The 19,740-nt window shown below is 71.0% G+C and carries 16 protein-coding genes and 1 pseudogene; 11 read left to right on the top strand and 6 right to left on the bottom strand.

What is annotated here, in order from left to right; genetic code table 11:
* Positions 1-299 precede the first annotated feature (299 nt).
* The 4 genes from ABZ826_RS06750 to ABZ826_RS06735 all read right to left on the bottom strand — a co-directional run bounded on the left by ABZ826_RS06750 (position 300) and on the right by ABZ826_RS06735 (position 5,378).
* Positions 300-1,151: a DMT family transporter gene (locus tag ABZ826_RS06750; protein ID WP_361443286.1), complete on the bottom strand. Its 852-nt coding sequence runs from the start codon at positions 1,149-1,151 to the stop codon at positions 300-302.
* Positions 1,148-1,645 carry a YbaK/EbsC family protein gene (locus tag ABZ826_RS06745; protein WP_361443283.1) on the bottom strand — a complete coding sequence of 166 codons (498 nt, stop codon included), beginning with the start codon at positions 1,643-1,645 and terminating at the stop codon, positions 1,148-1,150. The genes ABZ826_RS06750 and ABZ826_RS06745 overlap by 4 nt, the downstream gene beginning before the upstream one ends.
* A 159-nt stretch (positions 1,646-1,804) precedes the next feature.
* Positions 1,805-3,439 carry a penicillin-binding transpeptidase domain-containing protein gene (locus tag ABZ826_RS06740; protein WP_361443280.1) on the bottom strand — a complete coding sequence of 545 codons (1,635 nt, stop codon included), beginning with the start codon at positions 3,437-3,439 and terminating at the stop codon, positions 1,805-1,807.
* Positions 3,440-3,611: 172 nt separating this feature from the next.
* The gene (locus tag ABZ826_RS06735; protein WP_361443277.1) at positions 3,612-5,378 is read right to left on the bottom strand and encodes a phospholipid carrier-dependent glycosyltransferase; all 1,767 of its coding nucleotides are present in this window, start codon (positions 5,376-5,378) and stop codon (positions 3,612-3,614) included.
* A 53-nt stretch (positions 5,379-5,431) separates the two neighbouring features.
* Between ABZ826_RS06735 and rsmI the strand changes: the two genes are divergently transcribed.
* The 6 genes and pseudogenes from rsmI to ABZ826_RS06705 all read left to right on the top strand — a co-directional run bounded on the left by rsmI (position 5,432) and on the right by ABZ826_RS06705 (position 10,324).
* Positions 5,432-6,328: a 16S rRNA (cytidine(1402)-2'-O)-methyltransferase gene (gene rsmI / locus ABZ826_RS06730; RefSeq protein WP_361443274.1), complete on the top strand. Its 897-nt coding sequence runs from the start codon at positions 5,432-5,434 to the stop codon at positions 6,326-6,328.
* 159 nt (positions 6,329-6,487) lie between these two features.
* Entirely contained in the window at positions 6,488-6,862 is a 375-nt protein-coding gene (locus tag ABZ826_RS06725) for a hypothetical protein (RefSeq protein WP_361443271.1), read from the top strand.
* A 58-nt stretch (positions 6,863-6,920) separates the two neighbouring features.
* Positions 6,921-7,787 carry a TatD family hydrolase gene (locus ABZ826_RS06720; protein WP_361443268.1) on the top strand — a complete coding sequence of 289 codons (867 nt, stop codon included), beginning with the start codon at positions 6,921-6,923 and terminating at the stop codon, positions 7,785-7,787.
* Between the two features lie 222 nt (positions 7,788-8,009).
* A pseudogene (locus ABZ826_RS06715) lies at positions 8,010-8,375 on the top strand (ubiquitin-like domain-containing protein); the annotation flags it as partial.
* Positions 8,376-8,519: 144 nt separating this feature from the next.
* Positions 8,520-9,428 carry a 16S rRNA (adenine(1518)-N(6)/adenine(1519)-N(6))-dimethyltransferase RsmA gene (rsmA, locus tag ABZ826_RS06710; RefSeq protein ID WP_361443265.1) on the top strand — a complete coding sequence of 303 codons (909 nt, stop codon included), beginning with the start codon at positions 8,520-8,522 and terminating at the stop codon, positions 9,426-9,428.
* Positions 9,425-10,324: a 4-(cytidine 5'-diphospho)-2-C-methyl-D-erythritol kinase gene (locus tag ABZ826_RS06705; RefSeq protein ID WP_361443262.1), complete on the top strand. Its 900-nt coding sequence runs from the start codon at positions 9,425-9,427 to the stop codon at positions 10,322-10,324. Before rsmA ends, ABZ826_RS06705 begins: the two co-directional genes overlap by 4 nt.
* Here ABZ826_RS06705 and ABZ826_RS06700 read toward each other — a convergent pair.
* Entirely contained in the window at positions 10,312-10,629 is a 318-nt protein-coding gene (locus ABZ826_RS06700) for a type II toxin-antitoxin system YoeB family toxin (protein ID WP_361443259.1), read from the bottom strand. The genes ABZ826_RS06705 and ABZ826_RS06700 overlap by 13 nt on opposite strands.
* Here ABZ826_RS06700 and ABZ826_RS06695 point away from each other — a divergent pair.
* From ABZ826_RS06695 to ABZ826_RS06675, 5 genes are all read left to right on the top strand, one after another.
* Positions 10,580-12,397 carry an ABC-F family ATP-binding cassette domain-containing protein gene (locus ABZ826_RS06695; RefSeq protein ID WP_361443256.1) on the top strand — a complete coding sequence of 606 codons (1,818 nt, stop codon included), beginning with the start codon at positions 10,580-10,582 and terminating at the stop codon, positions 12,395-12,397. The two genes, ABZ826_RS06700 and ABZ826_RS06695, sit on opposite strands and share 50 nt — an antisense overlap.
* 501 nt (positions 12,398-12,898) lie before the next feature.
* Positions 12,899-14,311, top strand: a complete 1,413-nt coding sequence (locus ABZ826_RS06690) for a PQQ-binding-like beta-propeller repeat protein (protein ID WP_361443253.1) — start codon at positions 12,899-12,901, stop codon at positions 14,309-14,311.
* A 244-nt stretch (positions 14,312-14,555) separates the two neighbouring features.
* The gene (locus ABZ826_RS06685) at positions 14,556-16,349 is read left to right on the top strand and encodes a PQQ-binding-like beta-propeller repeat protein (RefSeq protein ID WP_361443250.1); all 1,794 of its coding nucleotides are present in this window, start codon (positions 14,556-14,558) and stop codon (positions 16,347-16,349) included.
* Between the two features lie 130 nt (positions 16,350-16,479).
* Entirely contained in the window at positions 16,480-18,396 is a 1,917-nt protein-coding gene (locus ABZ826_RS06680) for a PQQ-binding-like beta-propeller repeat protein (protein WP_361443247.1), read from the top strand.
* A 216-nt stretch (positions 18,397-18,612) separates the two neighbouring features.
* On the top strand, positions 18,613-19,308 hold the full coding sequence (locus ABZ826_RS06675) for a LuxR C-terminal-related transcriptional regulator (RefSeq protein ID WP_361443244.1): 696 nt from the start codon (positions 18,613-18,615) through the stop codon (positions 19,306-19,308).
* A 29-nt stretch (positions 19,309-19,337) separates the two neighbouring features.
* Here the strand turns inward: ABZ826_RS06675 and ABZ826_RS06670 are convergent, their stop codons facing one another.
* Positions 19,338-19,586 (bottom strand): hypothetical protein, encoded by a 249-nt coding sequence (locus ABZ826_RS06670; RefSeq protein WP_361443241.1) that lies wholly within the window; start codon positions 19,584-19,586, stop codon positions 19,338-19,340.
* Between the last annotated feature and the right edge of the window lie 154 nt (positions 19,587-19,740).

Genomic DNA, 19,740 nt, shown 5'->3' with positions numbered 1-19,740 from the left:
GGGAGGCGAGGTGTCAGGACGTGAGCACCGCCTTCATCACCGACCCGTCGGCGACCGCGGTGAGCGCGTCGGCGTGCCGCTCCCCGGTCCGCCCCGCTCACAGGGCAATACGACTAATCGGTGTCCACTGCGGCGGCGAACCGACTGCTGAACCCGTGTCCGGCCGGCTCCACTTGCCCGATCTGCACGGCGCGGAGGACAGCTGGGGTGCGATACGGACGTGACAGACGCCCGGCCCGGTGTCATGCTCCGGCGAAGGGGGCAGGCCGGGCCACGGGCACCCGGCCTTTTCCTCCCGCTCAACTCGTGTGCAGCATCAGCCCGATGCCGACCACCATCAGCCCCGCCGCCGCGATGCGCGGGGCGCCGAACCGTTCCTTGAAGAACAGCGTTCCTATGGCGGCGCCGACGATGATCGACGACTCCCGGAGCGCCGCGATCGGGGCCAGCGCCGCCCGGGTCTGGGCCCACAGCACGAGGCCGTACGCGGCCACCGACAACGCCGCCCCCAGCAGCCCGCGCGCCGCGAACGGCCGCAGCCGGGTGACGAGTTCGCCCCGGTGGCGGTGGAGCGCGTAGGCCGGGATGGCCAGTCCCTCCAGGATCATCAGCCAGGCGATGTAGCCGAGCGAGGTGCCGGAGGCGCGTACCCCGACCCCGTCCACCGTGGTGTATCCCGCGATGGCCAGGCCGGTCGCGACGGCGGCCAGCAGCGCCGGCCAGTCCGGGCGCCTGCCGGAGCCCCGGATGCCCCAGAGGGCGAGCCCGACCAGTCCCGCCGAGGCCACCGCGACGCCCGCCGTGGCCCAGCCGTCGGGGTGTTCACCGACGAAGACGGCGGCGAGAACGGTCACCACCAGCGGCGCGGTGCCCCGGGCGATCGGATACATCTGGCCGAAGTCGCCCAGGGTGAACGAGCGCATCAGCAGCATCATGTACGTCACGTGCAGCGCGGCCGAGACGAGGAGATACGGCCAGGCCCCGGCGGCGGGGAAGGGGACGAAGCAGGCCGCCAGGGCGCCGATCAGCACCCCGCCCCCGGAGATCAGGGTGAAGGAGAGGAGCTGATCCTTGATCGCGTGTGCGATCGCGTTCCAACTGGCGTGCGTGACCGCGGCGATCAGGACGGCGAGGGCGACCAGCGGCGTCACTTCGACTGCTCGCGCACATCCACCACGGTTCCGCCGGCGTGCCCGATCAGCGACTTGGGGTCGAGAGGGAAGACCGTGTGCGGGGTGCCCGCCGCCGCCCACACCATGTCGTGGTCCAGCAGCCCGCGGTCGGCCAGCACCCGGGTCCGCGTACGGTGCCCGAAGGGCGGTACGCCCCCGATGGCGTACCCGGTCGTCTCCCGGACCAGGTCGGCCCCGGCCCGCTTGACCTTCCCGGCGCCCAGTTCACCGCGTACGAGCTCCACGTCGACGCGTGAAGAACCGTCCATCAGGACCAGTACCGGGACACCGTCGGCCTCGAAGATCAGGGACTTGACGATCTCGCTGAGCTCGCAGCCGATCGCGGCGGCGGCCTCGGCGGCGGTACGGGTGGCCTCCGGGAACCGGCGGATCTCGACCTGAAGGCCGAGCTCCCGCAGGGCCTCGGCGAATCGGGGGTGGGCTTCGGCGGCGGTGGTGTCGGGAGTGCTCATGCCCCGCACGCTAGCGAACGCGGCACCGGGTGCGCGAAGGGGTTGCGCATGTGCGGGGCAGGTGCCGCCGGGTCCGTGATGAGGCGTGGACGGGCCGAGGCCATTGGCCAGTGCCGCACTCGCAGAGGCCGGGTGCGCCGACGGCCCCGGCGGTGCGCGTCACGACCCCGCACGCAGCACCGCCGCCACCACCGGGCCCGCCGCGTCGCCGCCGTGGCCGCCGGACTGGACGACCGCCGCGGCGGCCAGGTCGTTGCTGAATCCGGTGAACCAGCTGTTGGAGGTGGCCTGGCCGTCCACCTCCGCCGAGCCCGTCTTGGCGCCCTTGTCGCCGCCGACCGAGGCCATCGCGGCCCTGCCGGTGCCCCAGCTCGCGGTCTGGCGCATCATGTTGGTGAGCTGCTGAGAGACGGAGGGGGACAGCGACCGGGAGGCGGTGGCGATCTGCCGGCCGTCGAGGTCCCGGTCGACGAGGACCGGCTGGCGGAAGGTGCCGGTCTTCGCGGTGGCGGTGATGGACGCCATGTTGAGGGCGTTCATCTGGACCGTGCCCTGGCCGATGTACTGGGCGGCCGCCTCGCCTCCGGTCTCCTCGGGCACGCTCCCGTCGAAGGACAGGATGCCGGTCTTCCAGTCCAGGCCGATGCCGAAGACGTCGCGGGCCTCCTTGGCGAGTGCCGCGTCGTCGTTCGCGTCGTCGATCAGCTTGATGAAGGCGGTGTTGCAGGAGCGGGCGAAGCTGGTCGTCAGGGTGCCGTCGGGGATGGAGAAGCCGTCCAGGTTCTTGAAGGTGCGGCCGTAGTACATCGCCGTCGGCGGGCACTCGATCTTCTGGTCGGCCGAGGCGAGGCCCTTCTCGATCAGCATCGCCGCCGTCACGATCTTCATCGTCGAGCCGGGCGCCTGCTTGCCCTGCATCGCCGCGTTGAATCCGGTGGCCGGATTGTTGGCGACCGCGCGGATCGCGCCCGTGGACGGGCGGACCGCGACCACCGAGGCCTGGCTGAACTTCTTCACGGCCACCTCGGCCGCCGCCTGGGCATTCGCGTCCAGGGTGGTCTGCAGCCTGCCGGGCCTGCCCTTGCTGATCGTCAACAGGGTCTTGTCCGGGCTGCTCTCGTTCGGGCTCTCGATCCAGGTCTCGACACCGGCGGTGCCGCCGGCCTTCTCCCCGTACTTCTCGCGCAGTGCTTCCAGGATGGGCCCCAGAGACGGGTACTTCTCCTTGCTGAGCACGTTGCCGTTGTGGTCGACCGCCTCGATCGCCGGTGCGGACGCCTCGCCCGTCTTGAGCGACGCGCCCTTCGCCAGATCCGGGTGGATCACGGTGGGGGCCCAGTCCACCAGCGGCCTGCCGGTGGTCAGGCCGCGCACCACGGTCAGTTCGGAGGAGTACGACCAGGGCTTGGACCTGCCCTCGAAGGAGACGGTCGCCTTCACCGTGTACGGCACCTTCGAGCCGACCGCCGGACCGGGAGTGATCACCGCCTTCGTGACATGGGCGCTCTCGCGGTAGTCCGTCAGTATCGGTTCGGCCTCGGTCGCGTTGTTGGTGAGCTGCGACGCGACGGCCGCGTCACCGCTCGCCCAGGCCTTGAGGAACTTCTTCGACACCTCGTCGATCTCCGTGTCGGTGACCGGCCCCGTCCTCACCTTCGCGGAGGCGGTCTCGGTGCCCGTGTCACCGCCCCCGCCGCCCAGCCCGTCCAGGACGTTGTACGCGCCGTATCCCACCCCACCGACCACGACCGCGAACACTCCGCCGACTATCGCAACCTTCGCTCCACTGCGCATCCTTGCAGTCCCCCTCCCCAGGAGTTCTCCTTGAACATGTTCAAGGAGATGCTGCTGGGCACCTTACGGGACGGTGGTGACAGCCGAGATGGTTGTTATAGGAACGCGATACGTTTGGCATGAACGCGCCGGTCACATCCAGTTGTGCCGCCCATATCGAGGCGTGTCGGTCTCAGATCCAGGTGTCCAGCCACATCCGGTCCCGCCAGGAACCGTCGGGAATCGGCGTCCCCGTGTAGATCGGCCAGAAATAGATGAAGTTCCAGATGATCAGCAGCACCAGCACACCCGCCGCGACCGCCCCCAGCGCCCGCCGCCGCTCCCCGGACGGATCGCCGGACATCAGGCCGCGTTCCCTCGCCGGCCCGGTATCCGCCCCCGGACCCAGCAAGGCGCCGATCATCATCGTCACCGCCAGACACAGGAACGGCACGAACACGACCGCGTAGAAGAGGAAGATCGTCCGCTCCTGGTAGAAGAACCAGGGCAGCCAGCCCGCCGCCACGCCGCAGGCGATGGCCCCCGCCCGCCAGTCGCGCCGGAAGAACCAGCGCCACAGCACGTAGACCAGGGCGAAGCACGCCGCCCACCAGAGCAGCGGCGTCCCGATGGCCAGCACCTCGCGGGAGCACTTGCCGGTCTCCGACGCCGAGCAGCCCGGCTGCTCCTCCCAGAAGTACGAGACGGGCCGGCCGAGCACGATCCAGCTCCAGGGATTGGACTGGTACGTGTGGCCGGACGTCAGATTCACATGGAACTCGTAGACCTGGTACTCGTAGTGCCACAGACTGCGCAGCCAGTCCGGCAGCCACGTCCAGTTGCCGCCCCTGCCCTCGGTCTGCGCCCAGTCGCGGTAGTAGCCCTTGCCGGTGACGATCCAGCCGGTCCAGGAGACGAGGTACGTGAGGATCGCGACCGGGACCGTCGAGACGAACGCCGGCAGCAGGTCCCGCTTCAGCACTGCCATGTACGGACGGACGGCCCCCGCCGTCCGCCGCGCGCCCACATCCCACAGCACCGTCATCAGGCCGAAGCCGGCCAGGATGTACAGACCGTTCCACTTGGTGGCGAAGGCCAGCCCCAGCATCAGACCGGCGGTGAGCCGCCAGGGGCGCAGGCCGAGGCGCAGATTCTCCGCGACCCCGGCATCGGGGCGCAGCACCCCCTCCTCGTCGACGGGCAGCGCGGCGGCGAGCCTGCGCCGCGCCCAGTCGCGGTCGATCAGCAGCGCGCCGAACGCAGCCAGCACGAAGAACATCAGCACCAGGTCGAGCAGCGCGGTGCGGCTCATCACGAAATGCAGGCCGTCGACGGCGAGCAGCGTGCCGGCCAGGCACCCCAGGAACGTCGAGCGGAACAGGCGCCGCCCGATCCGGCACAGCATCAGCACCGACAGCGTGCCGAGCACCGCCACCATGAACCGCCAGCCGAACGGCGTGAAGCCGAAGATCTGCTCACCGAGGCCGATGATCCACTTGCCGACCGGCGGGTGCACCACATAGCCCGGATCCACCGGGACGTGCACCTTCGACGGATCGGCGAGGATCAGCTTGTCGATGTCCTTGGGCCAGTTGCCCTCGTACCCCTGGTTGATCAGCGCCCAGGAGTCCTTGGCGTAGTACGTCTCGTCGAATATCAGGGCGTGCGGGCTGCCCAGGTTCCAGAACCGCAGCACCCCGGCGACCAGCGCCACCAGCAGCGGACCGCCCCAGGCGGACCACCGCACCAGGCGCGCGGCCAGGGGTGGGGAGATCCCGAGTACCGCCCACAGCTGGGCGCCGGGCCGGGCGTACGGCGGAACCAGCCGTTCACGCAGCCCGATCCCGGGCCGGGGCGCATGGCCGAAGCGGCGCAGCCGCTGCTGCCAGGAGGCCGTTTCTTCGCCGTGCGGTTCCCCGGCGTCTTGGCCCTGCCGGGCTTCGGGCGCAGTACTCGTCACCGCGCCATCGTAGGGAACGCATCTGTGCGAGTGCTGTCGCCCGTGCTGGGAGGATGACTCATGTGACTGGAACGACTGGAACGCTGGTACTCGCAGGAACCCCCATCGGCGATGTGGCGGACGCCCCGCCGCGCCTCGCCGCCGAACTGGAGACGGCCGATGTCGTCGCCGCCGAGGACACCCGACGGCTGCGCCGTCTCACCCAGGCACTCGGCGTCCACACCACGGGGCGGGTCGTCTCCTACTTCGAGGGCAACGAGTCGGCCCGTACGCCCGAACTCGTCGAGGCACTGACCGGCGGCGCCCGGGTCCTGCTGGTCACGGACGCCGGGATGCCGTCCGTCTCCGACCCCGGCTACCGGCTCGTGGCCGCCGCGGTGGAGAAGGGGGTCAGGGTCACCGCGGTCCCCGGTCCGTCCGCGGTGCTGACCGCTCTCGCCCTGTCCGCGCTGCCGGTCGACCGTTTCTGCTTCGAGGGCTTCCTGCCGCGCAAGGCGGGCGAACGGCTGGGCAGACTGCGCGAGGTCGCCGACGAGCGCCGCACCATGGTCTTCTTCGAGGCCCCGCACCGGCTCGACGACACCCTCGCGGCGATGGCCGAGGTCTTCGGCGCCGACCGCCGGGCGGCCGTGTGCCGGGAGCTGACCAAGACGTACGAGGAAGTGAAGCGCGGCCCGCTGGGCGAGCTGGCTACCTGGGCGGCCGAAGGGGTACGAGGCGAGATCACCGTCGTCGTCGAGGGCGCGGCCGACTCCGGACCCGAGGAACTGGACCCCGCGGAGCTGGTGCGCAGGGTGCAGGTGCGCGAGGAGGCGGGGGAGCGGCGCAAGGAGGCCATCGCCGCTGTGGCCACCGACGCGGGGCTGCCCAAACGCGAGGTGTTCGACGCGGTCGTCGCGGCAAAGAACGCGGCGCGAACCGCCTCTGCTGAGGGCAAAGGACTTTCCTGAAAAGCAAAGCGTGAGCCGCGCACCGGGCCTTTCTGCCACGAGAAGGCCAAAACCGCTCCAACAGTCGACAGGGCCCGATGCGCTCCCGCCGGTAGGGGAGTCCACTGGACCGGGGACACACTCCCCGGAGTGTTCGTCCGGCGGACAGAAGGAGCGGACATGAGCGAGATCGCAGCGACCACGGTGCACGAGGCGTACGCATTCGCCTGCATGAGGTGCGGACATGGCTGGGAGCAGGCCTTCGAGATAGAGCACCACGTCGACGGCTCCAACAACGGCTTCGTCATATACAAGGCGGACGGGGTACGGGTGCCCTCACCCCTTTCCACGCCGACCTGCACGAACTGCGGCGGACACGTGGTCCGGATCATGCGGTCCGGCCGGGTCTCGACCGTCCAGAAGCTGCTCCGCGACCCCCAGCCGAGGCGGTCGGCGGGCAAGGGCGTCGACGCTCCGGAGGGCGAGGCCGCGACCGTCGGCGCCGGGCACCACTGGCACCTGTCCGACCTGCTGCACCCCTTCCACCGCAAGTAGGGCGTCCGGCCCCCACCGCGGGCGGGGTGCCCGGCGCGGTCCTCGTACGATCGTCCTCATGAGCCGTACCGAAGCCCCGCCGTTGCCCGAACCCCTCCGGGTGCCGGTCGCCGATTCGCACACCCACCTGGACATGCAGGACGCGACCGTCGAGGAGGGCCTGGCCAGGGCCGCGGCGGTCAATGTGACCACCGTGATCCAGGTGGGCTGCGACGTGGCCGGTTCGCGGTGGGCCGCCGAGACCGCCGCCGCGCACGCGAACGTGCACGCGGCGGTCGCCCTCCACCCCAATGAGGCGCCGCGCATCGTGCACGGCGACCCCGAGGGCCGGTCGCGGCAGGGGGCGCGGGAAGCGGGCGGAGAAGCGGCGCTGCACGAGGCACTCGCGGAGATCGACGCACTGGCCGCGCTCGACCACGTACGCGGTGTCGGCGAGACCGGGCTCGACCACTTCCGCACGGGCCCCGAAGGCATGGCCGCGCAGGAGGAGTCCTTCCGGGCCCATATCGAGATCGCCAAGCGGCACGGCAAGGCGCTGGTCATCCACGACCGTGAAGCGCACGCGGACGTGCTGCGCGTCCTCGCCGACGCGGGCGCCCCCGAGCGGACCGTCTTTCACTGCTACTCCGGCGACGCCGACATGGCCCGGATCTGCGCGGACGCCGGGTACTTCATGTCCTTCGCGGGCAATGTCACCTTCAAGAACGCCCAGCCGCTGCGCGACGCGCTGGCCGTCGCGCCGATGGAGCTGGTCCTGGTCGAGACGGACGCACCGTTCCTGACCCCCGCCCCGTACCGGGGACGGCCCAACGCGCCCTATCTCATTCCGGTCACCCTGCGTGCCATGGCAGCGGTGAAGGGCGTGCACGAGGACACCCTGGCGTCAGCCGTCTTCGACAACACCGCTCGCGCCTTCGACTACTGACCACACGGGTCGATGACGGTGCGTGGTCGCACCGTTTTGAAGAGTGACCGATGCTCCGCTATCGTCCCGGGCGCCATTCGGCGACCGGCCGATCGGATCCTCGGGAGCGTCGTGAGCAGTTCCAAGGGCAGCCACCGTGCGGCACGTGGCAGAGGGCGTACGGTGTCGTCCGCCGTCCCCAAACCCGTGCCGCTCCATGAGCGGCTGACGCTCGCCGCGCGGGTGCTCCACGCCCCGACGCTCGTCGGCCCGCGCGTCCCGCCTGCCCGGCCTGCCGTCCCCCGCGCCACCGGCGGCCGGGCGGCCGGGCGCCGGGCCTCCCACCGCAAGCACCCCCTCCGGCCCGAGAACCTGCGCCGCCTCGTCCCCCAGGCCCTCGTCCTGGCGTTCCTGGCCGGTGGCACCGCGGCGTTCGTGGTCTGCGACAAGGCGGTGACGCTCGACATCGACGGCAGCCCCCGCACCCTGCACACCTTCGCGGGCGACGTCGGTGAACTCCTCGCCGACCAGGACGTCGCGCTCGCCGGCCGCGACACCGTCACGCCCGCCCCCGGCAGCGCACTCGGCGACGGCGACGAGGTCGTGGTCCGGACGCGGAGGTAGCCGAGGGCGCACCTGTGACGGGGCGGGCAGGCCGTGGCACGCCCGGGTGGCCGGGCGCGCCCGTCGGCGAGAGGCCTCTCACGCGACGGGGGCGAGCCCCGGGCCGCACCGCGGCCGTAGGCTTACCGGGTGAGCACCACTGAGCCCGACGCCCTCCTGGGCCCCGCAGACATCCGCGAGCTGGCGGCCGAGCTGGGCGTACGCCCGACCAAGCAACGCGGTCAGAACTTCGTCATCGACGCCAACACGGTCCGCAGGATCGTGCGGACGGCGGAGGTCCGCCCGGACGATGTCGTCGTCGAGGTCGGTCCGGGGCTCGGCTCGCTGACCCTGGCGCTGCTGGAGGCGGCGGACCGGGTCGTCGCCGTCGAGATCGACGACGTGCTGGCGGGCGCGCTGCCGGCCACGGTCGCCGCCCGGATGCCGGGGCGCGCCGACCGGTTCGCCCTGGTGCACTCCGACGCGATGCTGGTCCGAGAGCTGCCGGGCCCGGCGCCGACCGCGCTGGTCGCGAACCTTCCGTACAACGTCGCCGTGCCGGTGCTGCTGACCATGCTGGAGCGGTTCCCGTCCATCGAGCGGACCCTCGTCATGGTCCAGGCGGAGGTCGCGGACCGGCTGGCCGCCAGGCCGGGCAACAAGGTCTACGGCGTGCCGTCGGTGAAGGCCAACTGGTACGCGGACGTCAAGCGGGCCGGATCCATCGGCCGCAACGTCTTCTGGCCCGCCCCGAACGTCGACTCCGGCCTGGTGTCGCTGGTCCGGCGCACCGAGCCGGTCACGACGAGCGCGAGCAGGACCGAGGTCTTCGCGGTCGTCGACGCGGCCTTCGCCCAGCGCCGCAAGACCCTGCGGGCGGCCCTGGCCGGCTGGGCGGGCTCCGCCCCCGCCGCCGAGGCGGCCCTGGTCGCGGCCGGGATCTCGCCGCAGGCCCGCGGTGAGTCCCTGACGGTCGAGGAGTTCGCCGCCATCGCCGAGAACAAGCCCGCCCCGACCGCCGGGACCGACGACAACCAGCCCTCAGGGAGTGGTGAGTGAGCGTCACCGTCCGCGTACCCGCCAAGGTCAACGTCCAGCTCGCGGTCGGCGCCCCGCGCCCCGACGGCTTCCACGACCTGGCCAATGTCTTCCTCGCCGTCGGCCTGTACGACGAGGTCACCGTCACCCCCGCCGACGAGCTGCGCGTCACGTGCTCCGGCCCGGACGCCGCGAAGGTCCCGCTGGACGCGACGAACCTCGCCGCCCGCGCCGCGATCGCACTGGCCGAGCGGCACGGCATCGCACCCGATGTGCACATCCACATCGCCAAGGACATCCCCGTCGCGGGCGGCATGGCGGGCGGCAGCGCCGACGGCGCGGCGGCCCTGCTGGCCTGCGACACCCTCTGGTCCACCGGCGCCACGCGGCAGGAGCTGCTCGACATCTGCGCGGAGCTGGGCAGCGACGTCCCGTTCAGCCTGGTCGGCGGCGCGGCCCTCGGGGTCGGACGCGGTGAGCGGCTGACCCCGATCGACGTCGGCGGCACCTTCCACTGGGTCTTCGCGGTCGCCGACGGCGGGCTCTCCACCCCGGCCGTCTACGGCGAGTTCGACCGGCTCACGGCCGGTACGGACGTCCCGGACCCCGCCGCGTCAACCGCGCTCCTGGACGCGCTGCGGTCCGGTGACACCACCGCGCTCGCGGGCGCCCTGAGCAACGACCTCCAGCCCGCCGCGCTCTCGCTGCGCCCCTCGCTGGCCGACACCCTCGCCGCGGGCACCGCGGCCGGCGCCCTGGCCGCGCTGGTCTCGGGCTCCGGGCCGACCACCGCGTTCCTGGTGGCGGACGAGGAGTCGGCACGGAAGGTGGCCGAGGCGCTGATCACCTCGGGGACCTGCCGGAACGCACGGGCCGCGGTGTCCCCGGCGCCGGGCGCGACGATTCAGCGGCCGTAGTAGCAGCGGCACGAGACGCTACGTACCTCGTCCTCGATCACGCGGTAGATGAGTTGGCGTTCCTCGCTGATCCTGCGGGACGAGAACCCATGGAAATCATGCCGCAGGGGCTCCGGTTTGCCGATGCCTTCGTAGGAAGCCGTACGTACAGGAAAGCGTACGCATGAGGCGGGTGGAAGGCAGGCCGCCAGCGGAATCCCGCCCTCGGGCCCCGTACCCTGGGAAGCCGATCGACCCCCCGGGAGCAGGAGCGAAATGGCCGTCAATCTGATCAATGTCGAGCAGGTCAGCAAGGTGTACGGCACCCGTGCCCTGCTCGACGGTGTGTCCCTTGGGGTGTCCGAGGGGGACCGGATCGGTGTCGTGGGCCGCAACGGCGACGGCAAGACGACCCTCATCCGGATGCTCGCCAGGCTGGAGGAGGCGGACAGCGGCCGGGTCACCCACAGCGGCGGGCTGCGCCTCGGCGTGCTCACCCAGCACGACTCGCTGGACCCGGAGGCGACCATCCGCCACGAGGTGATCGGCGACCTCGCCGACCACGAGTGGGCGGGCAGCGCCGAGATCCGTGACGTGCTCACCGGACTCTTCGGCGGGCTGGCCCTGCCGGGCTTCGAGCACGGCCTGGACACCGTCATCGCGCCGCTCTCCGGCGGCGAGCGGCGCCGGATCGCGCTGGCCAAGCTGCTCATCGCCGAGCAGGACCTGATCGTCCTCGACGAGCCGACCAACCATCTCGACGTCGAGGGCATCTCCTGGCTGGCCGGCCACCTGCGGGTACGCCGCTCGGCGCTCGTCTGCGTCACCCACGACCGGTGGTTCCTCGACCAGGTCTGCACGCGCATGTGGGACGTCCAGCGCGGCTCGGTCCACGAGTACGAGGGCGGCTACAGCGACTACGTCTTCGCACGGGCCGAGCGGGAGCGGATCGCCGCGACCGAGGAGTCCAAGCGGCAGAACCTGATGCGCAAGGAGCTGGCCTGGCTGCGCCGCGGCGCCCCCGCCCGAACCTCCAAGCCGCGCTACCGCATCGAGGCGGCCAACGAACTGATCGCCGACGTGCCGCCGCCGCGCGACACCAGCGAGCTGATGAAGTTCGCCAACGCGCGGCTCGGCAAGACCGTCTTCGACCTGGAGGACGTGACCGTCCAGGCGGGTCCCAAGACACTGCTCACCCACCTCACCTGGCAGCTCGGCCCCGGTGACCGGATCGGTCTGGTCGGGGTCAACGGCGCGGGCAAGACCTCGCTGCTGCGGGCCCTCGCCGAGGCGTCCCGTACCGAGGGCGAGGCGCAGCCCGCCGCCGGGAACATCGTCGTCGGCAAGACCGTCAAGCTGGCCTACCTCTCCCAGGAGGTCCACGAGCTCGACCCGAACCTGCGGGTGCTGGAAGCGGTGCAGCAGGTACGGGACCGGGTCGACCTGGGCAAGGGCCGGGAGATGACCGCGGGGCAGCTCTGCGAGCAGTTCGGCTTCTCGAAGGAGAAGCAGTGGACCCCGGTGGGCGACCTCTCCGGCGGTGAGCGGCGCAGGCTCCAGATCCTGCGCCTGCTGATGGACGAGCCGAACGTCCTCTTCCTCGACGAGCCCACCAACGACCTGGACATCGAGACCCTGACCCAGCTGGAGGACCTCCTCGACGGCTGGCCCGGATCGATGATCGTGATCTCCCACGACCGGTTCTTCATCGAGCGCACCACGGACCGGGTGATGGCGCTGCTCGGCGACCGCGCACTGCGGATGCTGCCGCGCGGGATCGACGAGTACCTGGAGCGCAGGCAGCGGATGGAGGAGGCGGCGACCCCCTCCGCCGCACCCGCTGCGGCCAAGGAGAAGGCCGCGCCGACCACGGCCGTCTCCCCGCAGGCCGCACGTGCGGCGAAGAAGGAACTCCAGAAGGTGGAACGGCAGCTCGACAAGATCTCGACCCGGGAGACCGCGCTGCATGCGCAGATCGCGGAGCACGCCACGGACTTCGAGAAGGTGGCGAAGCTGGACGCGGAGCTGCGTGAACTGGTCGCGGAACGCGACGAGTTGGAGATGCGCTGGCTGGAACTGGCCGAGGACGCCTGATCGCTGAGGCGCTTTCGGTGTGACCGGTGTGACCGGAGTGGCCTGTGGGGCGGGTGATAGAAAGAAAGCTCGCCCGGCGCAGGTGTAGGTGCCGGACCGGTCCGCACGAAGGGGGACGTGCTGATGCCCCAGCCGCCCGGCCAGCAACCGCCGCAGGGGGGTTTCGGGGCTCCGTACGATCCGCCGCCGGCGCCGGTTCAGCCGCCCCCGCCACCACCCGGGTACGGCTCCGCGCCGCCGCCTGGCCAGGCCCCGGGCCCGTACGGCGCGCCCGGTCAGGCGGCAGGGCCGTATGGCGCGCCCGCACAACCGGGCCCGTACGGCGTTCCGCAGCCCGGTCCGTACGGCGCGCCTCCGCAGCCGGGACCGTACAACGCGCCCCCGCAGCCCGGCTCCTACGGCCAACCGCCGCAGCCGCAGCCCGGGTTCGGCCCGCAGCCACAGCCGGAGCCCGGCGGTGGAGGGTTCTTCCGGGGTCGGCGCGGGGCGGTCATCACTGGCGTGCTCGCGGTGGTGCTGCTGGCCGGCGGTGGCATCCGGTTCGCCGGGAGCGGCGGTGACGAGTCGAAGCCCACGGCGAAGGCGAGCACCGATCCCGGACCGGGCCCCACCGGCGACCGGGGCGGCGGCAAGGCCGGGAAGCCGAGTCCGGCCGCGCGTGACCTCCGCGCGGAGGCCGACGCGCTCAACGCCGAGCGCGGGCCGGGCGAGGCGAAGGTTCTCTGGCTCCAGGAGGGCGGCGTCGATCTGCCGCGCAACGGCTCGGACGTCTACGGCCCCTGGATCGTCGGCGACACCATCGTCAAGGCCATGTTCCAGACGCTCTCCGGTTACTCGGTCACCGACGGCCACCAGAAGTGGAGCCTTCGCATGCCGTCGAATCTGTGCGCGGCGCCCTCGCGGGCCACCGCAGACGGCAAGATCGTCCTCGGGATCAAGTCCGGCCACGGGGATCGGGCGTCCTGCGACGCGCTCCAGATGGTCGACCTCACGACCGGCAAGGCCGGCTGGCACAAGACCTACGAGCGCCAGGGCCTCTGGGACGGGCTTTCCCACGTCGCGATGGCGATCAACGGCGACACCGTGACCGTGGGACGCACCACCAGGACGGATGCCTTCCGGGTCAGTGACGGCAAGGTGCTCTTCGGGAAACTGCCGGGGAACTGCCAGCCGTTCGGCTTCGCGAGCGGTCCCGAGGGGATCGCCGCCACCAGCTGTCAGACGGCGGCCGACGACCACAAGGAACAGCAGGTGCAGCGGATCGACCCGGTCACCGGCAAGGTCCAGTGGACGTACAAGGTCAAGAAAGGCTGGCAGGTCGCACAGTTCTACTTGGCGAGCCCACCGGTCGTCTCGCTGAAGCAGGACGACAAGTGGGCCATCCTCGTGCTCAACGAGAACGGCACCTACCGCTCCCAACTGATCGGTGGCACCGAGGACTACGTGACGGAGTGCGACGAGGACCTCCTCACCGACGGCAAGAGTCTCGACAACTGCCTCGGCGTGGCGGCCGACGACCGGGCGGTCTACCTGGCGACGAAGCCCGACCCGGCGGCTCGCCGTCCCACCAACAAGGTCGTGGCCTTCGACCTGAACACCGGGCGGACCAAGTGGAAGGCCGCGGCGCCGGCGGGTCAGACCCTGATGCCGATGCGGGTCGAGGGCGGCAGGCTGCTGATGTATCTGTCGGCGGGGAAGAACAAGGGCGGCGGTATCGCGTCCCTCCCGCCGACGGGTGGTACGCCGCAGATGGTGCTGCGGCACCCGGCGGCGGCCGCCGCGGTCGAAAGGGACTTCTTCGCTTCCCGGGTCGCCTATCTGAACGGGCGCAGTTTCCTCGTACACGCGAGGATCAGCGGGATCGACGACGAGGCGGAGAAGTCGATGAAGTCGATCGTGGGCTTCGGCAACTGACGGTCCGAGGCGTAACGGCGGCATCACAGGCCGGTTCTCCCTTGGGAACAGGGGGTGGACCGCCCCGGTGGGCGGGGTGTTGCGGGTGGTACAAAGAAGCCCCGCTCGACTGTCGTAACACTGCGGGATCCATGCCCGATTCGCTCCTTTCCGCGGAGTTCAGGGGGCCTTGACCCCTTCGAGCCCTGCGGAATCGCGGGGGAGACCGGAACGGGCACCGGACCGCACGAAGGGGGACGTGCTGATGACCCAGCCGCCCAACCAGCAACCGCCGCAGGGGGGATTCGGCGCACCGCAGGAGCCGCCGCCGGGAAGTCCTCAGCCGCCGCAGACCCCGCCGGCGCCGCAGACTCCGCCGCCCGCCCAGCCCGGCTACGGCCACCCGCAGACGCCCGGTCAGGCGCCGGGCCAGGCCCCCGGTTACGGCTACCCCCAGCAACCGGGCCAGCAGCCCGGTCCGTACGGCCAGCAGCCCGGTCCGTACGGCCAGCAGCCCGGTCCGTACGGCCAGCCGACGCAGCCCGGTTACGGCTACCCGCAGCAGCAGTACCCCGGCGCACCGGCTCCCGGCGGTCCGGGCGGACCCGGTGGTCCGGGCGGTGGCAACCTCTTCAAGCGCAAGCCCGCGCTGGTGATCGGCGCCGCGGCCACCGCGCTCCTGCTGATAGGCGCCGGCGTCTACCTCGCTACGAGCGGGGGCGGCGACGACAAGAAGCCCGTCGTGCAGAAGAGCGACGACCTCAAGCCGAGCGGCTCGCCCTCCGTCGACGAGGGCAACGGCGACGGCCGCCAGACCGATGACGACCTCAACGCCGGGCGCCAGAAGGGCGAGGCGAAGGTTCTCTGGCTGCAGAAGAACGATGTCGACCTGCCGCGCAACGGCTCGGACGTCTACGGCCCCTGGGTCGTCGGCGACACGATCGTCAAGGGCATGTACCGCACCGTCGCCGGCTACTCGGTGGCCGACGGCAAGCTGGTGTGGAAGCTGAAGCTGCCCGCCGACCTGTGTGCGGCGCCCTCGCAGCCCACCACCGACGGAAAGATCGTCATCGGGGTCAAGAACGGCACCACCGAAAAGGCGGACTGCGCGGACCTCCAGATGATCGACCTCAACACCGGCAAGGCCGGCTGGAAGAAGTCGATCAAGAAGAACGGCATCTGGGACATGATGTCGGACATCTCGCTCACCATCAGCGGCGACACCGTGGCGGTCGGGCGCACCGGCAACTCCAACGGCTTCCGGGTCAGCGACGGCGAGGAACTGTTCGGCAACCAGCCGGGCAGCTGCCAGCCGTTCGCCTTCGCGGGCGGACCCAAGCTGATCGCCGCCTCCAGCTGCCGCACCGATGACGTCAACAATCCCCAGCATCAGATCCAGGAGCTCGACCCGGTCACGGGGAAGCCCCGGTGGACGTACCGGATCAAGCGCGGATCGGAGATCGACCGGGTCTACTCGGTGAGCCCGCTGGTGGTCTCGCTGAAGAAGGACAAGTCGTGGAGCATCCTCGCGCTCAAGGAGAACGGCTCGTTCCGGTCCGGCGTCGTCAGCGACAAGGGCGACAAGTTCGCGCCGGACTGCGGTAACGCGTTCGCCATCTTCGGCAAGTCCCTGGACGGTTGCACGGGTGTCGCCGCCGACGCCAACACCTTCTACATGTCGACCGCGCCGGACTCCGGCGGCATCACCGACACGAACAAGGTCGTGGCGTTCGACCTGAACACCGGTCGGTCCAAGTGGAAGGCCGCGGCCCCGGCCGGGCGCGTGGTGAAGCCGCTGCGCATGGAGGGCGGCAACGTACTGCTCTACGTGTTGGCCGGATACAACAAGGGCGGCGGGATCGCCACCCTCGCACCGACCGGGGGCACGGTGCAGATGCTGCTGAAGCACCCCGTGTCGACGTCCGAGATCGAGAACTCCTTCTACAACACGAAGATCGCCTACGCGGACGGCCGCTCCTTCATCCTGAGCGGACGGGTCAGCGCGCGGAACGACCAGGAAGAGCTGGAGAAGAAGACCATCATGGCCTTCGGCAACTGACGGCTCACGAAGGCCCTCGACGGCACCCGATCGTCGGCGCCCGACGGCTCACGACCGGCAGCGGCCGGAACACCCCCGACCGCCGCCGGCCCCGACCCACCGACTCCCTTTCCCCAGAGGTACGTACGCCATGACGCAGCCGCCCCAGCCTCCCAACGAGCCGCCCCAGGGCGGATTCGGCGCCCCGCAGGACCCCCCGCCCGGTGGATTCGGCGCACCGACACCGCCGCCCGCCGACCCGTTCGGCAAGCAGCCGGCCACCCCGCCCGCGGGTGGATTCGGCGCCCCGCAGACCCCGCCGCCCCCCGGTTACGGCTACCCGCAGGGCCCGCCGCAGCAGCCGGGCCCCGGTTACGGCTACCCGCAGGGCCCGCAGCCGGGCTACGGCTATCCGCAGGGTCAGCCCCCGCAGCCCGGTTATGGCTACCCGCAGGCGCCGGTGCCCGGCCGGCCGCAGCAGGGCTACGGCTTCCCGCAGGGAATGCCGCCCGGCCAGCCGCCGCAGCAGGGCTACGGCTACCCGACCGCCCCGATGCAGCAGCAGTACCCGCCGCTCCAGAACGGTGGCGGGAACGGCAACGGGGGCAAGAAGTTCACCACCCGGATGCAGATCGTCGTCGCCGCGTCGGTCGCCGTGGTCCTGATCGTCGCCGCGGGCATCTGGTTCGCCTCCGGCGGCGGCGACGACGGCAAGAAGGAAGAGGCGTCCCAGTCCAGCGGCGGCGCCTCCGAGGGCAAGGACACCCGACAGGGCGGCACCGTCGGCGGTGGCGGTACGGAGAAGGCACCGGCGGACCCCAAGTCCAGGGTCACCTTCCAGCTGCCGGAGCCGAAGGTCACCGACGTCACCAAGGTCGACGGTTCGTGGCTCACCGACAAGGCGTACGTGAAGACGGGCCTGAACGAGATCGTCGGCTACGACATGACCAAGGGCACCAAGCTGTGGTCCATCCCGCTGGCGGGCCAGCTCTGCGGCGCCTCCCGGCACATGTCCAAGGACTTCAAGACGGCCGTCCTCTTCGAGGAGGGCAAGCCGACCAAGGACAAGAAGTACCAGCCGTGCAACCAGGTCGGCGCGATCGACCTGAACACCGGCAAGCTCATGTGGAGCAAGTCGGTGACCGGCGCCACCAGTGGTGACGCGCCGGTCAGGTTCGCCGAGATCACGCTCAGCGGCACCACGGTCGCCGCGGCCGGAACCGAGGGCGGCGCGGCGTTCGACCTCGGCACCGGCGCCGAGCGCTGGAAGCCCAAGGTCTCCACCGACAGCTGCTACGACACGGGCTACGGCGGTGGCGAGGCGCTCGCCGTCGTCCGCAAGTGCGGCACGTACGACGACCCGCAGCTGGTCATCCAGGCACTGAACCCGACCACCGGTGCCCCGCTCTCCTCGTACAAGATGCCGCCCGGTGTCGACTACGCGAGCATCGTCTCCACCAAGCCGCTGGTCGTCGCGGCCGACGTCGGCGACACCGCCGGCGACGGCAGCGGCATCTCGGACTTCTTCTCGATCGACGCCTCCACCGGCAAGCTGCTCACCAGGATCGCGGCGGACGGCGAGAAGTACGCCGCGCGCTGCCAGTCCACGGAGGTCGAGAGCTGCCAGAAGCTGGCCGTCGGCAACAACCGCATCTACGTGCCGACCGAGGACCACGAGGGCGGCGGCGAGTACGGCGACACCAACGAGATCGTCTCCTTCGACCTCACCACCGGCAAGCCGACCAGTGACCGGGCCGACGCGGGCGACCGCTACACGATGTTCCCGCTGCGCATGGACGGCGGCAACATCATCGCGTACAAGGCGCCCCCGTACGACAAGGGCGGCCAGATCGTCTCCATCGACGGCTCCACCTTCAAGCAGACCGTGCTGATGGAGAACCCGGGCGCGGCGTCCGTCCGCGAAGCCGAGAGCAGCTTCTCCTCGGACTACTCCGAGATGCTCTACTCCGCCGGCCGGCTGTTCATATCCCAGACGATGATCAGCAAGACGACCGGAAGCTCCTTGAGCGGCAAGGACTACCTGGCCGTGGCCTTCGGCACCGGCTGATCCTCGCGCGGTACCCGCACCCCCGGCCCTGCCGGTCGATCATTCGACCGGCAGGGCCGATCGTTTTCCGCCCGTCGAGCGGCCCTGAACGACGCATAATCCGACACTCCGCGGGCCTTATGCCGGGTAACGGGTCCAGAACGTCGAACAAGCGTGTAGCTTGCCGGGTCAGGACGGGCCGGGGGGCCTGGTGCCGGTGCTACGGGGGTGTACTCGATGGGCGTGCGGCTCATGGTGGTCGATGATCACCGACTGCTCGCCGAGGCGCTCGCCTCGGCGCTGAAGCTGCGGGGCCACCGGGTGCTCGCGGCGGCGGCGCCGACCACGGGGGCGGCGGAACTGGTGGTGAGCAGGGCCCCGGAGGTCTGCCTGTTCGGCACCGCGGCACCCGCCGAACCCGGCGCCTTCGACCCGATCGTACGGATCCGGCGGGAGCGCCCGCAGGTGGCCGTGGTGGTGCTCGGGCCGGTGCCCAGCCCGCGCGGGATCGCGGCGGCCTTCGCGGCGGGCGCGGCGGGCTACGTCCGGCACGACGAGCGGATGGAGGGCGTCGAACGGGCGATGGTCAAGGCGCGTGCCGGAGAGGCCGCGGTGGCTCCGCAGCTGCTCCAGGGGGCCTTCGCCGAACTGCTCAATCCGGCCGCGACACCGGACGACGAGGGCCAGCGGCTGCTGCGGCTGCTCACCCCGCGGGAGGTCGAGGTCCTGGTACGGGTCGCCGAGGGCCAGGACACCCGGCTGATCGCGGCCGGGATGCGGATCGCGTCCAGCACCGCGCGTACGCATGTGCAGCGGGTGCTGATGAAGCTGGGCGTCGGTTCCCGGCTGGAGGCCGCGGCGCTCGCGGCCCGCACGGGGCTGCTGGACCGGGCGGTGCCGTTCGGCGAACAGGGGCCCGACGACATCGGGTGACGTCGTCGGGACCCTGCCGGGGCGGTGCGTCAGCCGTCGGCCGGGTCCGGTCCGTCGGCCGGAGCCTGCGCCGGGCGCAGCTTGAGCCGGACCAGGAAGAGCAGCCCGAGGACCAGCATGGCCAGGCCGGTCCACAGGTTGATCCGGTCCACAGGTTGATGTGTGACGCCCTGGGCCTTCTCCAGGTCCGCGTCGGACGGGGTGATCCCGGCGATGGTGACGATCACGCCGTAGACCACGAAGAGGCCGCCGATGATCCGCCGGATGTCGACGCGCACAGCCGAACGCCCGTTGTGACGCGAGGCGTTGACCGGGCCTCGCTGCTGAGGCCGACTCGCGGTGAAGCTGTTCTGCCATGCGGTACTGGGCTGGAAAGCGGTGCAGGGGCATCGTTCGGGGCCGACTCATTGACGCGTCTGTTGAGTTGTGGTT

Source organism: Streptomyces sp. NPDC047515, from assembly GCF_040643055.1.
Taxonomy (GTDB): domain Bacteria; phylum Actinomycetota; class Actinomycetes; order Streptomycetales; family Streptomycetaceae; genus Streptomyces.
Note: the sequence above shows the minus strand (reverse complement) of the source record. Positions and strands in the feature narration are given on the sequence as shown.

Coding starts and splice junctions, on each gene's coding strand:
- ABZ826_RS06745 (WP_361443283.1), bottom strand. CDS start 1,645: ATGAGCACTCCCGACACCACCGCCGCCGAAGCCCACCCCCGATTCGCC.
- ABZ826_RS06740 (WP_361443280.1), bottom strand. CDS start 3,439: ATGCGCAGTGGAGCGAAGGTTGCGATAGTCGGCGGAGTGTTCGCGGTC.
- rsmI (WP_361443274.1), top strand. CDS start 5,432: ATGACTCATGTGACTGGAACGACTGGAACGCTGGTACTCGCAGGAACC.
- ABZ826_RS06725 (WP_361443271.1), top strand. CDS start 6,488: ATGAGCGAGATCGCAGCGACCACGGTGCACGAGGCGTACGCATTCGCC.
- ABZ826_RS06720 (WP_361443268.1), top strand. CDS start 6,921: ATGAGCCGTACCGAAGCCCCGCCGTTGCCCGAACCCCTCCGGGTGCCG.
- ABZ826_RS06695 (WP_361443256.1), top strand. CDS start 10,580: ATGGCCGTCAATCTGATCAATGTCGAGCAGGTCAGCAAGGTGTACGGC.
- ABZ826_RS06685 (WP_361443250.1), top strand. CDS start 14,556: ATGACCCAGCCGCCCAACCAGCAACCGCCGCAGGGGGGATTCGGCGCA.
- ABZ826_RS06680 (WP_361443247.1), top strand. CDS start 16,480: ATGACGCAGCCGCCCCAGCCTCCCAACGAGCCGCCCCAGGGCGGATTC.
- ABZ826_RS06675 (WP_361443244.1), top strand. CDS start 18,613: ATGGGCGTGCGGCTCATGGTGGTCGATGATCACCGACTGCTCGCCGAG.